This is a genomic window from Streptomyces pathocidini (genome assembly GCF_001418495.1).
GTDB classification, from domain to species: domain Bacteria; phylum Actinomycetota; class Actinomycetes; order Streptomycetales; family Streptomycetaceae; genus Streptomyces; species Streptomyces pathocidini.
The window spans coordinates 1-13,777 of record NZ_LIQY01000073.1 but is presented as its reverse complement, the minus strand read 5'-3'; the positions used below and the strand labels follow the sequence as shown (position 1 = coordinate 13,777).

The window sequence follows — 13,777 nt, the reverse complement described above, 5'->3', positions numbered from 1 at the left end:
GCCCCCGCGCGTACCGCCCCAGCCCGCGTACGGCTACCCGCAACAGCCGGTCCCCGCACCGGCGTTCGCGCTGCCGCCGCAGGGACCGCAGTTCCAGCGCCACCGCTAGCCGGCGGCGGCCGGTCCCCGGCTCACACCTTCTGCTTGTAGCCGCGGCCCCACTGCATGCCCCAGCCGTAGAGCCGGTCCAGCTCCGCCTGGAAGCCGTAGACGTACTTCACCTCGCGGCGGACCGTCAGCTCGCCCTTGTTGTTCTCGATCAGCACCACCGCGCAGGAACGGGCCTGCGGCGCCCGCTCGTCGAGCCCGATCTCGATCCTGGGCCCGTTGCTGGGGTAGAGCGTGACGACGGCGTGCGTGCGGTCGAAGGCGGGGGTGCCGTCGTAGATGTAGACGAAGACCAGCAGCCGCTTGATCTCGTCCCGGTGGTCGAGGTTGATGTAGATCGTCTCGCCGGAGGGCGCCCCGAACCGGTCATCGCCGCTGAGCTTCACATACGGCGGGGAATTGACGTCACCGAAGAAGCTGCCGAGCGGCTGGACGACGCCCTTCGTGCCGTCCTGGAGCTCGTACAGGCAGGCCAGGTCGAGGTCGATCTTCACCACGGCGGGACCCTGGGCCTGCACCACCTCGGGCTTGAACATCTTCAGGGGCCGGCGGAACAGGTTCCCGCTCTGCCCGGTTCTGCCGCCGATGTCGGAAGTCCGCATCCGCCAGGACAGGTTGACGCGCAGATTGCCGGTGGCCGCGCCCTGCTTGGTGAGCGAGACGACCGGCCTGCGCTTGGTCAGCTCTATGGCGTTCGACGCCGCGCTGCCGCTGTCGAAGCCCTGGTGGCCGCCCCACCGCCAGTTGTTCCAGAACGACACTTCTACCCCCACTCGTCGGCACTCATCGCCACCGGGTCGACGCAGTCGACCACGACTGGCGCGGGGCGGCCACCGGGCACAGTGCCCGCGGCCGCCCCGCATCAGAAGCGTTCCTCATTCCCGCCGTGGTCACACGCCCGAGGCGACTTCGGACTTCTCCCCCGAGGTGCCGCCCTCGTTCGAGAGCGCGCGGTTGCGGCGCACCGAGGACCAGAACGACCAGGCGATCAGCAGGACGCCGATCAGGCCGGTGATGATCTCGTTGACCTCGTGCTCGATGGTCACCAGCAGCAGGACGGCGAGCGCGCCGATCGCGTAGTGCGCGCCGTGCTCCAGGTAGACGTAGTCGTCCAGGGTGCCCTGGCGGACCAGGTAGACCGTGAGGGACCGGACGTACATCGCGCCGATGCCCAGGCCCAGCGCCATCCAGAAGATGTGGTTGGTGATGGCGAAGGCGCCGATGACTCCGTCGAACGAGAAGGAGGCGTCGAGGACTTCGAGGTAGAGGAACATGAAGAACGCCGCCTTGCCCGCGAGGCCGACCATGGTGGGCTGCTTGCCCGCCTTCCTGGCCTCCTCCTCGGCCTCGTGCTCGCGCTCCTCCTCTTCCTCGAGCTTGTTCTCGAAGTGCCCGGAGAGCCCGCCGACGAGGAGGTACGTGACCAGGCCCGCGACGCCGGAGAGCAGGACGGTGGCGGACTTGTCCGCGTGGCCGGTGCTGACATGGGCGTTGGTGGCGAAGGTCATCGCCACGGTCAGCAGGGCGATCAGGGCGATGCAGACCGACAGCATGTCGACCTTGCCCAGTTTGGCGAGCGGCCGCTCGATCCAGCGGAGCCACTGGATGTCCCGCTCCTCGAAGATGAAGTCGAGGAAGATCATCAAAAGGAACATGCCACCGAACGCGGCGATCGCCGGATGGGCGTCGGTGACCAGGTCCTCGTAGCGGTTCGGATCGTCGATGGCCAGCTGCACGGCCTCGATCGGGCCGACCTTCGCGCTGATCGCGACGATCACGACCGGGAAGACCAGGCGCATCCCGAAGACCGCGATGAGGATGCCGATGGTGAGGAAGATCTTCTGCCAGAACGCGTTGAGCTTCTTCAGCACGCCCGCGTTGACGACGGCGTTGTCGAAGGACAGGGAGATCTCGAGGATGGAAAGGATCAGAACGACCCCGAATGCCTCCCACCCCCATCCCCACGCGGCGGCGGCGAGGCCGAGCACCGTCACGGCGAACGACCAGCCAAAGGTTCTCAGAAGCACTGGCTACCCAATCCTGTGTAGCGGGGTCCCCCGCGCCGCGCGTGTGCGCGGCTTTACGAAACGTTGACCCCGAAGTCTAGAGCGATGCCGCGCAGACCCGACGCGTACCCCTGCCCCACCGCACGGAACTTCCATTCACCGCCGCGGCGATAGACCTCACCGAAGATCATCGCGGTCTCGGCGGACGCGTCCTCGCTCAGGTCGTAGCGCGCCAGCTCCTGGCCGTCCGCCTGGTTCACCACCCGGATGAAGGCGTTGCGGACCTGGCCGAAGGTCTGGCCGCGCAGGTCCGCTTCGTGGATGGAGACCGGGAAGACGATCGTGTCCACCCGGTCCGGCACCTTGGAGAGGTCGACGAGGATCGACTCGTCGTCGCCCTCGCCCTCACCGGTGAGGTTGTCCCCGGTGTGCTCGACCGAGCCGTCAGGGCTCTTGAGGTTGTTGTAGAAGACGAAGTGCTCGTCGCCGAGCACGCGCCCCGACTGGCACAGCAGCGCACTGGCGTCGAGGTCGAAAGGCGCACCCGTGGTCGAGCGCGCGTCCCAGCCGAGGCCGATCATCACCTGCGTGAGATTCGGCGCCGCCTTGGACAGGGAGACATTGCCCCCCTTGGCGAGCGTGACGCCCATGTTCCCGCTTCCTCCCCTTGGTGCTCCGGCGCCCGGCGCCGCACCCGACACGACAGCGGGGTACGGCACCGGGCGCGGAGCCCGGCCGGATGGCTCCGCCGTCAGACGTTGACGCCGAAGTCCTGCGCGATGCCCCGCAGGCCCGAGGCATACCCCTGGCCGATGGCGCGGAACTTCCACTCCGCGCCGTTGCGGTACAGCTCGCCGAAGACCATGGCGGTCTCGGTCGAGGCGTCCTCGCTCAGGTCGTAGCGCGCCAGCTCGTTGTTGTCGGCCTGGTTCACCACGCGGATGAACGCGTTGCGGACCTGGCCGAAGCTCTGCTGGCGGCTCTCGGCCTCGTAGATCGAGACCGGGAACACGATCTTCTGGACGTCCTGCGGCACGGCAGCCAGGTTCACCTTGAGCTGCTCGTCGTCCCCTTCGCCCTCACCGGTGAGGTTGTCCCCGGTGTGCTCGACCGAGCCGTCGGGGCTCTTGAGGTTGTTGAAGAAGACGAAGTTCCCGTCGCTGCCGACCTTGCCCTCGGCGTTCGTCAGCAGGGCGCTGGCGTCGAGGTCGAAGTCGGTGCCGGTGGTGGTACGGGCGTCCCAGCCCAGACCGACGATCACCGCGGTCAGGTTGGGGGCTTCCTTGGTCAGCGAGACGTTGCCGCCCTTGCTGAGGCTGACTCCCACGAGTCCTCCCATAGAGATCGAGGAGCACTGCGTGCCCCCGTCGTGCACTGGCATCGGATCAACGAACCGATCCTAGTGATCGGTTCCCCAGACGACAGTTTTTCGGCGGCCGATTCGGGCGTCCGCCGATTCGGCCGCCGACGGGTCTCTCGCAGGGGGTCGCCTACAGGGAGTCGAGCGCCTTCGCGTACTCGTTCAGGTCGCGTGCGTCCGGCAGTCCGTTGACCACAGTCCAGCGGACGACGCCCTCCTTGTCGATGATGAAGGTGCCGCGGACCGCGCAGCCCTTCTCCTCGTCGAAGACGCCGTATGTGCGCGAGGCCGCACCGTGCGGCCAGAAGTCCGACAGGAGCGGGTAGTCCAGGCCCTCCTGCTCGGCGAAGACCCGGAGGGTGAACGGGGAGTCGTTGGAGACGGCGAGCAGCTGCACGTCGTCGTTGACGAACTTCGGCAGCTCGTCGCGCAGGGCGCACAGCTCACCGGTGCAGACGCCGGTGAAGGCGAACGGGTAGAAGAGCAGGACGACGTTCTTCTCTCCGCGGAAGTCGGAGAGCCGCACGGTCTCGCCGTGCTGGTTCTTCAACTCGATGTCCGGAGCCTTGGTGCCGACCTCTACCGCCATGAGCGTTGTCCCTCTCTCAAGAAGAAGCCGACGGCCGGACGGGCTGGCGCCCTCCGGCCCCCGGCGGGGTTCGCGGCCCAGTCTGTCACCGCCGCCACCCCGGGTGCGGGGGCGGTGCACGCGGAGCGGGGCCCCGCCCGCGGAAAGCACCTCGCCCCCGGCGGCCGGAGCCGTCGGGGGCGAGGGGAAGTCGGGGGTTGTGTCTACGGCGTGCGGGGCTGTCTACCGCTTGCCGCTGCGGGCTGCCTTGGGGGTGACCAGGCGGCTGCCGGTCCAGTCCCTGCCCGCGTTGACGCTGCTGGTCTGCGCCAGGCCGGCAGTCTGCGCGGCCTCGCCGATGTCGCTCGGCTCGACGTAGCCGTCACGGCCGGTCTTGGGCGTCATCAGCCACACCGGGGATCCGGAGTCGATCATCGTGGTGGCGTCCACCAGCGCGTCCGTCAGGTCGCCGTCGTCCTCGCGGAACCACAGAACAACGGCGTCGGCCACGTCGTCGTAGTCCTCGTCGACGAGCTCCTGGCCGGTGACGGCCTCGATGCCCTCGCGGAGCTCCTGCTCGACGTCTTCGTCGTAGCCGATCTCCTGGACCACCTGTCCGGGCTGGAAACCCAACCTGGCGGCAGGGTTGGTCCGCTCCTCCGCGTGGTCCGCGGTCGCGCTCACGGATTGCCTCCTGTCATGTTTCTTGAGGATGTGTACTTCCTCGCGTACGCGAGGTATTGGGCGTAGTCCACACGGGCCGGGCTGTTCGCGCAAGTACCCGGCCTCCGATCCCGCCCAAACGTTGACGTGTCGCCGCATCTCCCATCACCGGGGTGCGGCACCAGGTGATTCACACCACATGATTCTGCCCCGGTTTATGAGGTCGTGGGGCGCGGATGCGCCGTTCGGCGGCGACCACCGGGTCCCCGCGGGGCCGTACGGGGCGGTCTGGCGGGGGACGCCCCGCGGGACCGGGCACGGGGAGCGTGGGCGTAAGGTTGCGATTTGGCCGACTGCAGCCGACGGCCACACGACGTCCCGTCTCACAGAGTGGTGGTTACCGCCCAGTAGAGATGACGTATCCGCCCCCGAGGTACACGATGGGAGGCGGCGCGACACCAGCAGAGTTCTGCATTCGACCGCGTGCAGAGCGACCCGAACAACGAAGGAACAGCGTGGCTTCCGGATCCGATCGCAACCCGATCATCATTGGCGGCCTTCCCAGCCAGGTCCCGGACTTTGATCCTGAAGAGACCCGGGAATGGCTCGACTCGCTCGACGCCGCAGTCGACGAGCGGGGCCGTGAACGTGCCCGCTACCTGATGCTCCGCCTGATCGAGCGTGCCCGCGAGAAGCGCGTGGCCGTGCCCGAGATGCGCAGCACGGACTACGTCAACACCATCGCGACCAAGGACGAGCCGTTCTTCCCCGGCAACGAGGAGATCGAGCGCAAGGTCCTCAACGCGACCCGCTGGAACGCGGCCGTGATGGTCTCTCGCGCGCAGCGCCCGGGTATCGGTGTCGGCGGCCACATCGCCACCTTCGCCTCCTCGGCCTCGCTCTACGACGTGGGCTTCAACCACTTCTTCCGCGGCAAGGACGGCGGGGACGGCGGCGACCAGATCTTCTTCCAGGGGCACGCCTCCCCCGGTATCTACGCCCGCGCCTTCCTGCTGGACCGCCTGAACGACAAGCAGCTCGACGCCTTCCGCCAGGAGAAGTCGAAGGCTCCCTACGGCCTGTCCAGCTACCCGCACCCGCGGCTGATGCCGGACTTCTGGGAGTTCCCGACCGTCTCCATGGGCCTCGGCCCGCTCGGTGCGATCTTCCAGGCGCGGATGAACCGCTACATGGAGGCCCGCGGCATCGCCGAGACCTCCAAGTCCCATGTGTGGGCGTTCCTCGGCGACGGCGAGATGGACGAGCCGGAGTCCCTGGGTCAGCTGACCCTGGCCGCCCGTGAGGGCCTGGACAACCTGACCTTCGTCGTCAACTGCAACCTCCAGCGCCTCGACGGCCCGGTGCGCGGCAACGGCAAGGTCATCCAGGAGCTGGAGTCGGTCTTCCGCGGCGCCGGCTGGAACGTGATCAAGCTGGTGTGGGACCGCAGCTGGGACCCGCTGCTCGCGCAGGACCGCGACGGCGTCCTGGTCAACAAGCTCAACACGACCCCGGACGGGCAGTTCCAGACGTACGCCACCGAGACCGGCGCGTACATCCGCGACCACTTCTTCGGCGACGACCACCGGCTGCGCCAGATGGTCGAGGGCATGACCGACGACCAGATCCTGCACCTGGGCCGCGGTGGCCACGACCACAAGAAGATCTACGCGGCCTACGCGGCGGCCAAGGCCCACAAGGGCCAGCCGACGGTGATCCTCGCGCAGACCGTCAAGGGCTGGACGCTCGGCCCGAACTTCGAGGGCCGCAACGCGACCCACCAGATGAAGAAGCTGACGGTCGACGACCTCAAGCGCTTCCGGGACCGGCTGCACCTGCCGATCGCGGACAAGGAGCTGGAGTCCGGCGTACCGCCGTACTACCACCCGGGCCGCGACTCGGACGAGATCCAGTACATGCACGACCGCCGCAAGGGCCTCGGCGGCTACGTGCCGACCCGCGTGGTGCGCTCCAAGCCGCTGAACCTCCCCGAGGACAAGACCTACGCGGCGCTGAAGAAGGGCTCCGGCAACCAGCAGATCGCCACCACGATGGCGTTCGTGCGGCTGCTGAAGGACCTCATGCGGGACAAGGAGATCGGCAAGCGGTTCGTGCCGATCGCGCCCGACGAGTACCGCACCTTCGGCATGGACTCGCTCTTCCCGACGGCGAAGATCTACAACCCGCTGGGGCAGACCTACGAGTCGGTGGACCGCGAACTCCTGCTGGCCTACAAGGAGTCGCCGACCGGCCAGATGCTGCACGACGGCATCTCCGAGGCGGGCTGCACCGCCTCGCTGATCGCGGCGGGCTCCGCGTACGCCACGCACGGCGAGCCGCTGATCCCGGTGTACGTCTTCTACTCGATGTTCGGGTTCCAGCGCACCGGTGACCAGTTCTGGCAGATGTCCGACCAGCTGGCGCGCGGCTTCGTGCTCGGCGCGACCGCGGGCCGCACCACGCTGACCGGTGAGGGCCTGCAGCACGCGGACGGCCACTCGCAGCTGCTGGCCTCGACCAACCCGGGCGTCGTCTCCTACGACCCGGCGTTCGGCTACGAGATCGCGCACATCGTCAAGGACGGTCTGCAGCGGATGTACGGCTCGTCCGACGAACACCCGCACGGCGAGGACGTCTTCTACTACCTCACTGTCTACAACGAGCCGATCCAGCATCCGGCCGAGCCGGCCGACGTGGACGCCGACGGCATCCTCAAGGGCCTCTACCGCTACAAGCCCGGCGAGAGCGGCGCCATCCCGGCGCAGATCCTCGCCTCCGGCGTGGCGGTGCCGTGGGCCATCGAGGCGCAACGCATCCTCGCCGAGGAGTGGAACGTCAAGGCCGATGTCTGGTCGGCGACCTCCTGGAACGAGCTGCGGCGCGACGCCATCGAGGTGGAGGAGCACAACCTGCTCCACCCGGAGGAGGAGCAGCGCGTCCCGTACGTGACGCGGAAGCTCCAGGGCACCGAGGGCCCGAAGGTGGCCGTCTCCGACTGGATGCGGGCCGTCCCGGACCAGATCTCGCGCTGGGTCCCCGGCACCTACCAGTCGCTGGGCGCCGACGGCTTCGGCTTCGCCGACACCCGTGGCGCGGCTCGCCGGTTCTTCCACATCGACGCTCAGTCGATCGTCCTCGCGGTGCTCACCGAGCTCGCCAAGGAGGGCAAGATCGACCGCTCGGTGCTGAAGCAGGCCATCGACCGGTACCAGCTGCTCGACGTGGCGGCCGCGGACCCGGGCGCCGCCGGCGGCGACGCGTGACCGTCGCAGGCTGAGCCTCGGCCGAGCTCTTGTCGCGGGCGTGTCCGGATGATTCCGGGCACGCCCGCGGCGCGTTTCCATCACCTCTCTCGGATCTTGAAAGCCCGCACCCGGTAAGGGGATCGGGGCACCCACGTGCCGCCGCCGGGATAGGTGTCGAACTCGGCCGTCTCGCCGCACTCCGCGCTCTGGTACGTGGTCACGGGGCGGCCCGTGCGGTTCGCCAGCGAGGCGGCGCTCGCCCCGCCCGGCAGGGGCACGCAGCTTTCGATGTCGACGTCTGCGAGCTCGTACGCGTAACGCGCGCCGTGGTAGTCGCCCTTCGGCCAGAGGCACAGCTCTCCGGCCGAGCAGGCTCCGGCCGGGGCGGCGGCAGCCGGCGACACCGCCGCGGGCAGCGCGACGGCCAGGGCGGCCGCGATGAGGGCGAGGGCAGTCAGGGTGAAGGTCTTGCGCATATGAATCACTCCCCGTGTCGTGCGGTTCTGCTGTAGTTACACCGCAGACTCGCCTCGGGTTCCGTGCCCGGCCAAGTGAGTTGGCCACCGGCCACCCTGATAGGGGGTGAACACGCGGAAGGGGCCGAGCCACGTGGCTCGGCCCCTTTGCGTTGACAGCGTCCGGGCGGGACGCCGCCGGGCTAGATGTGCCCGGCTCCCGCGCCCGCCTGCGCGTTCTCGCCGCGCTTGGTGAACATCGCCACCAGGGCCGCGAGGACGGCGACGATTCCGGCGACGGTGAACGAGACGCCCATGCCCGAAACGAAGGTGTCCTGCGTGACCTCCGTGATCTTGGCGGCGAACTCCGGCGGGGTGCCCTTCGCCACCGGCGGCATGCCGACCGAGACCGCGTCGGACGCCTTCTCCAGCTGCTCCGGGGACAGCGGCGGCAGCTGGGCCGAAGTCCAGTTGCCAGGCAGGTCGTTGCCGACCCTGGAGGCCATGACGGCGCCCAGCACGGCGGTACCGAGGCTGCCGCCGACCTGCATCGCGGCCTGCTGCAGGCCGCCGGCGACACCGGCGTGCCGCAGCGGGGCGTTGCCGACGATGACCTCGGTCGCGCCGACCATGACCGGAGCGAGGCCCAGGCCCAGCAGGGCGAACCACAGCGACATGACGCCCGTACCGGTGCCGACCTCGAGGGCGGCCATCCCGAACATCGCGACCGCCGTGCACACCATGCCCGCGACCAGCACGATCCGCGGCCCGAACCTGGTGATCAGCGCGCCCGCGAGCGGCGAGGCGACGATCATCATGCCGGTGAGCGGCAGCAGGTGCAGACCGCTGTCGACCGGGCTCATGCCGTGCACGTTCTGCAGATAGAAGGTGACGAAGAACAGTCCGCCCATGAAGGCGAAGGCCATCAGCACCATGAGCACCGTGCCCGCGGACAGCGGCACGGAGCGGAACAGGCCCAGCGGGAGCAGCGGTTCGCGGACCTTGTTCTCCCAGAGGGCGAACGCGAGGAACGCGACGGCCGCAACGCCGAGGAAGAGCAGGGTCTTTCCGTTGCCCCAGCTCCACTCGGGCGCCTTGATGAGAGCCCAGATCAGGGAGAACATCGCAACCGAGAGCAGCGCGATGCCGGGGATGTCGAAGGACTTGGCGGCGTTCTCGGGACGGTGGTCCTTGAGGATGACCAGGCCCAGGACAAGCGCGAGGACGCCGACCGGCACGTTGATGAAGAACACCGACTGCCAGCTGACGTGCTCGACGAGCAGACCGCCGACGATCGGGCCGGCGGCGGTGGAGGCCCCGATGACCGCACCCCAGATACCGATCGCCATGTTCAGCTTCTCGGCGGGGAAGGTGGCGCGCAGCAGCCCGAGCGCGGCGGGCATCAACAGCGCGCCGAACAGGCCCTGGAGGACCCGGAAGGTCACGACGGTGGCCACGCTGCCGGACAGTCCGATGGCACCGGAGGCCGCCGCGAAACCGACGATACCCACGAGGAAGGTCTGACGGTGGCCGAAGCGGTCCCCGAGCTTGCCGGCCGTGATGAGCGAGACGGCCAGGGCGAGCATGTAGCCGTTGGTGATCCACTGGACATCGGCCAGGGAGGCCTTGAGGTCCTGCTGGATCGCCGGGTTGGCGACCGCGACGATCGTGCCGTCGAGCGCGACCATCATGACGCCGATCGCGACAGCGAAGAGGGTCAGCCAGGGATGGCCGCGGAGCCCCTTCCGGGGCCCCGGTATGGGAGTTTCCGGCGCCGCGTCGGCGACGGTGGTGGTCTGAGAGGTCATGACCCCCAGGCTAATGTCAGTCACTGACAGTTGACAAATCAATTCACGAGTCGGTAACTGTCATGTAGCCCACAGGTATCTTGATCAGTGGAAATACGGCGAAGAGAGGGCCAGGACATGACACGTCAGCGACTGGCGGACCCCACGCCGCCACCCGCGCCCCCCGAGGGCGGCCTGCGGGAGCGCAAGAAGCGGCGCACCCGCGCCGCGCTGATCCACTCGGCGCTCGAACTCTTCACGACCCAGGGGTACGAGCAGACGACGGTGGACGAGATCGCCGACGCCGTCGAGGTCTCCCAGCGCACCTTCTTCCGCTACTTCGCGAACAAGGAGGAGGTCGCCTTCGCGGTCCAGGAGGCGGTGGAGGCCCAGTTCTTCGACGCCCTCCGCGAACGGCCCGCCGGCGAGCCCCCGATGACCGCGCTGCGCCGCGCCGTCAGCCTCGCCTGGGACACCATCGAGCAGGCCATCGGGGAGACGGTCCCGCCCGAACTACACATGCGGATGTACCACGTGATCGAGTCGACCCCCGCGCTGATCGCCGTCCACCTGCGCCGCTCGGTGGAGTTGGAGGAGCGGCTCGCCCGGGAGATCGCCGACCGCGAGGGCCTGGACCTGGACTCCGACCCCCGGCCGCGCGTTCTGGTCGCGGCGTTCAGCGGGGTGATTCGGGTGAGCGGCAGGCTCTGGGGAGCCCGCGGGGACTGCAGCAGCGACGCGATCCGGAAACTCACCGAGGCGTATCTGGACCACCTCACCCCCGCGCTGGCCGAGGACTGGAACACGGGCTCCACGCACGCGTAGAGACGGATCCGCCGAACCTCCCGGAAGCCGAACAGGGCGATAAGGCAACGAAGATCGACTTCACGGACCGTAGGGGATTCGGAACTCGAATCGCCCCCTCTTCCCCGTTGTGACGTTAATTGCACCGTCATTCAAGGTGAGTTGCGTCACCCCTCGCACGGGCCACCTGGCGCTTCTCCTAGGGTGTCCCGCAGTGTCTTCTTTCCCTGAGCTCGGCTCCACCCCGACTTCCTGGTTCTCGACGTCCTGGTTCGGCGAGTCACCGGTGTGGCGAGCGCTGCTCGCGCTCACCGTCGTGTTCGTCCTCCTCGCCACCACAGGCTGGACCGCGATCCGGAACCAGACGCCCGCCGCGGGCTCCCGCGAAGCGGCCGTCGCCGCCTGGCAGGACGGGTCGATCGACGGCCGCGGCCTGCCCGACCTCGCGGACGGCCCCCGCGTACTGGCCGACTTCTTCAGCTCGCTCACCACCACCCAGCAGGAACATCTCGTCCAGCGGTATCCACTGGTCGTGGGCAACATGGGCGGCGCGCCGGTGGAGTTGCGTTACCGGGCTAACCGGATCGCCCTCGACGAGGCGCGCAGTACGGCGAAGAAGCGCATGAACGACCTCGGACTCACCGAGGAGGGGCGCCAGGATGCCGGGCGCCTGATGCACCGGTTCGAGTCGATGCTGTCCGGGGGCCGCCAGATCCTCGCCTTCGACCCCACGGGCCCGGGCCGCGCCGCCGAGGTGTTCGGCGACCTCGCACAGGCCCGGCAGGTGTCGGTCGTGGTGCCCGGAGTGGACACCAATCTGGTGAACTTCGAGCGCACCCAGCGCAAGTACAGCGCACCGGTCGGCATGGCGCGCGCCCTCTACGAGGAGGAACGCGCCCAGCGGCCCGAGGAGCGCACCGCCGTGGTCGCCTGGGCCGACTACACCACTCCCGCCGGGCTCGGCGTGGACGCCGCGACCGGGCGGCTGGCCGAGGACGGGGCCGTGCGCCTGGACTCGTTCGTCGACTCGCTCGCCCACGCCTCGCGGGTGTCGCTGTTCTGCCACAGCTACGGCTCCGTGGTCTGCGGCGTCGCCGCCCGCGACCTGTCGCCGAAGGTCACCGACATCGCGGTGGCCGGCAGCCCCGGCATGCGTGCGGAGACCGTCGCCGGGCTCCGCACCAAGGCCCGGGTGTGGGCCGCACGCGACGCCGATGACTGGATCCAGGACGTCCCGTACCTGGAGATCGGCGAGTTGGGGCACGGCGCCGACCCCGTCTCCAGGGCCTTCGGCGCCCGGGTGATCTCGGCGAGCCGCGCGGTGGGGCACACCGGCTATTTCGAGCCGGGCACCGAGAGCCTGGAGAGTTTCGCCGAGATCGGGGTAGGGGCTCTGGGCTCCGTCGACTGCGCGGCAGGGCACAGTACGCAGTGCCAGGTCGGGATCCCCTCCTCCGGAATCCAGCAGACCGGGATTCACGGGAGCGACAGCGGGAAGGCCGGAAACGACGGAACTCGCGTGCCCGAAAAGGTTTGACGCGCAGAGCGTTCAGAAGGGGGACCGGGCGGGCTACCGCCGCATACGATGAGCCGCATGGATGATGTGTTGGCCGGTTTTCACACCGTCTGGGAGTTCAGCCCCGACTCCGTGCTCATCCGCTATGAACGAAGCATTCGCACCCCGAAGCTGTTCCAGGTACTGGGCGAACGGCGCATCCCTTACGAGGCACTGGCCGCCGTCGAGCTGACGCAGGGCAAACGCGGAACCGTCGTGTTGCGGGCCGAGCCGCGCCCCGGCGCCGATCCGCTGATGGACGCGGCGGACGGGCAGCTGAAAGAGGGCAGCGATCCGTACCGGCTGGTGCTGCCGGCCGAGCGGGAGCTGCTCGCCGAGTACTACGCCGACGAGCTGCGGGCAGCCCTGGGGGCTTCCGCGGACGAACCCGCCGACCGCTGTCTCGTTCCGGCGCCGACGCCGCCGCTCAACTTCAAGGCCTACGACGGCAAGGCGTCCTTCGACGGGAGGTCGGTGTCCTTCCGCTGGTTCTGGACGGGGGCGTCCTCGGCGAAGTGGAAGGCCGGCGACCAGAGCTTTCCGGTGGGCGAGTTGGCCGGCGTGGAGTGGCGCTCGCCTGAACTCTTCGACGGCTATCTGCGGCTGGTCCAGCGCCGCGAGGAGAAGAACATCGGCCATACGGAACATGCAGGGCGTATAGCCCTGCCCGTGCAGCCGCGTCAGGCCGACCAGGATCCGGCCACCGTCGTCTTCGGACTCGGGTACGGGCCGGTGCACGAGTCACTGCCGTTCGCGGCGGCTGTGCTGGAGGCCGTACGGGCGGCCGAACCGGACGAGGACGCGGCGGCGGCCAGGCCCCATCCGCGCCCGGCTCTGGCACCCGTCGGCGAGGGGCGCCCCGACCCGGCCGACATCGCCGACCGCATCCGGCACTTGGGAGCCCTGCACGAGGCGGGACTGCTGACGGACGGCGAGTTCAGCGCGAAGAAGGCCGAACTGCTCGCCGAGCTGTGAGTGGCGGAGGGGCGCCCCCGCCTCGCCGCACCCACCCCGCCAGTAGGGGTGGGGACGCCCAGGCGGTACCCAGGTATGAGTCCGCAATCGGCTCCCTGGTATGACGACCTCGACCCACCGCGCCCGTACGCTGATCTGGCCATGAACGTCCCGCCGCCCCCGCCCGCAGCGCCGCCCACGGCCCACCGCGGCGGAGCCCTCGCCCGCCGGCTGCGCAGCCTCGTCCACGACCTGACCCATCCGTCCCACCC

Annotated in this window: 12 protein-coding genes; 4 read left to right on the top strand and 8 right to left on the bottom strand. The window is 69.0% G+C overall.

Annotation, left to right across the window (positions count from 1 at the left end; translation table 11 throughout):
• Positions 1-131: 131 nt before the first annotated feature.
• The 6 genes from AOK16_RS04870 to AOK16_RS04845 form a co-directional block, all read right to left on the bottom strand.
• Entirely contained in the window at positions 132-869 is a 738-nt protein-coding gene (locus tag AOK16_RS04870) for a TerD family protein (protein WP_055470971.1), read from the bottom strand.
• 129 nt (positions 870-998) lie between these two features.
• Positions 999-2,135 (bottom strand): DUF475 domain-containing protein, encoded by a 1,137-nt coding sequence (locus tag AOK16_RS04865; protein ID WP_055470970.1) that lies wholly within the window; start codon positions 2,133-2,135, stop codon positions 999-1,001.
• 53 nt (positions 2,136-2,188) lie between these two features.
• Entirely contained in the window at positions 2,189-2,764 is a 576-nt protein-coding gene (locus AOK16_RS04860; RefSeq protein ID WP_055470969.1) for a TerD family protein, read from the bottom strand.
• Positions 2,765-2,865: 101 nt separating this feature from the next.
• The gene (locus AOK16_RS04855) at positions 2,866-3,441 is read right to left on the bottom strand and encodes a TerD family protein (RefSeq protein ID WP_055470968.1); all 576 of its coding nucleotides are present in this window, start codon (positions 3,439-3,441) and stop codon (positions 2,866-2,868) included.
• A 163-nt stretch (positions 3,442-3,604) separates the two neighbouring features.
• Positions 3,605-4,063 (bottom strand): peroxiredoxin, encoded by a 459-nt coding sequence (locus AOK16_RS04850; protein WP_055470967.1) that lies wholly within the window; start codon positions 4,061-4,063, stop codon positions 3,605-3,607.
• Between the two features lie 222 nt (positions 4,064-4,285).
• On the bottom strand, positions 4,286-4,726 hold the full coding sequence (locus AOK16_RS04845; RefSeq protein WP_055470966.1) for a DUF3052 domain-containing protein: 441 nt from the start codon (positions 4,724-4,726) through the stop codon (positions 4,286-4,288).
• 494 nt (positions 4,727-5,220) lie between these two features.
• Between AOK16_RS04845 and aceE the strand changes: the two genes are divergently transcribed.
• Positions 5,221-7,968, top strand: a complete 2,748-nt coding sequence (aceE, locus tag AOK16_RS04840; RefSeq protein ID WP_055470965.1) for a pyruvate dehydrogenase (acetyl-transferring), homodimeric type — start codon at positions 5,221-5,223, stop codon at positions 7,966-7,968.
• An 80-nt stretch (positions 7,969-8,048) separates the two neighbouring features.
• On the opposite strand, the gene AOK16_RS04835 is transcribed toward aceE, so the two are convergent.
• Together AOK16_RS04835 and AOK16_RS04830 are read right to left on the bottom strand one after the other, a co-directional pair.
• Positions 8,049-8,426: a peptidase inhibitor family I36 protein gene (locus tag AOK16_RS04835; RefSeq protein WP_055470964.1), complete on the bottom strand. Its 378-nt coding sequence runs from the start codon at positions 8,424-8,426 to the stop codon at positions 8,049-8,051.
• Between the two features lie 182 nt (positions 8,427-8,608).
• A complete protein-coding gene (locus AOK16_RS04830; protein WP_055470963.1) occupies positions 8,609-10,213 on the bottom strand; it encodes an MFS transporter in 1,605 nt (534 codons plus the stop codon).
• Between the two features lie 117 nt (positions 10,214-10,330).
• Here AOK16_RS04830 and AOK16_RS04825 point away from each other — a divergent pair, with 117 nt between their 5' ends.
• The 3 genes from AOK16_RS04825 (at position 10,331) to AOK16_RS04815 (ending at position 13,526) form a co-directional block, all read left to right on the top strand.
• Positions 10,331-11,017 (top strand): TetR family transcriptional regulator, encoded by a 687-nt coding sequence (locus AOK16_RS04825; RefSeq protein ID WP_055470962.1) that lies wholly within the window; start codon positions 10,331-10,333, stop codon positions 11,015-11,017.
• Positions 11,018-11,210: 193 nt separating this feature from the next.
• A complete protein-coding gene (locus AOK16_RS04820) occupies positions 11,211-12,533 on the top strand; it encodes an alpha/beta hydrolase (protein ID WP_079101063.1) in 1,323 nt (440 codons plus the stop codon).
• A gap of 57 nt (positions 12,534-12,590) precedes the next feature.
• Complete coding sequence (locus tag AOK16_RS04815; RefSeq protein ID WP_055470961.1) at positions 12,591-13,526, top strand: DUF4429 domain-containing protein; 936 nt, start codon at positions 12,591-12,593, stop codon at positions 13,524-13,526.
• The last annotated feature ends 251 nt before the right edge of the window (positions 13,527-13,777 follow it).

What these genes read in the sequence shown, in the direction of transcription:
- AOK16_RS04860 (WP_055470969.1), bottom strand. Translation starts at nt 2,764, where the DNA reads ATGGGCGTCACGCTCGCCAAGGGGGGCAATGTCTCCCTGTCCAAGGCG.
- AOK16_RS04850 (WP_055470967.1), bottom strand. Translation starts at nt 4,063, where the DNA reads ATGGCGGTAGAGGTCGGCACCAAGGCTCCGGACATCGAGTTGAAGAAC.
- AOK16_RS04835 (WP_055470964.1), bottom strand. Translation starts at nt 8,426, where the DNA reads ATGCGCAAGACCTTCACCCTGACTGCCCTCGCCCTCATCGCGGCCGCC.
- AOK16_RS04830 (WP_055470963.1), bottom strand. Translation starts at nt 10,213, where the DNA reads ATGACCTCTCAGACCACCACCGTCGCCGACGCGGCGCCGGAAACTCCC.
- AOK16_RS04825 (WP_055470962.1), top strand. Translation starts at nt 10,331, where the DNA reads ATGACACGTCAGCGACTGGCGGACCCCACGCCGCCACCCGCGCCCCCC.
- AOK16_RS04815 (WP_055470961.1), top strand. Translation starts at nt 12,591, where the DNA reads ATGGATGATGTGTTGGCCGGTTTTCACACCGTCTGGGAGTTCAGCCCC.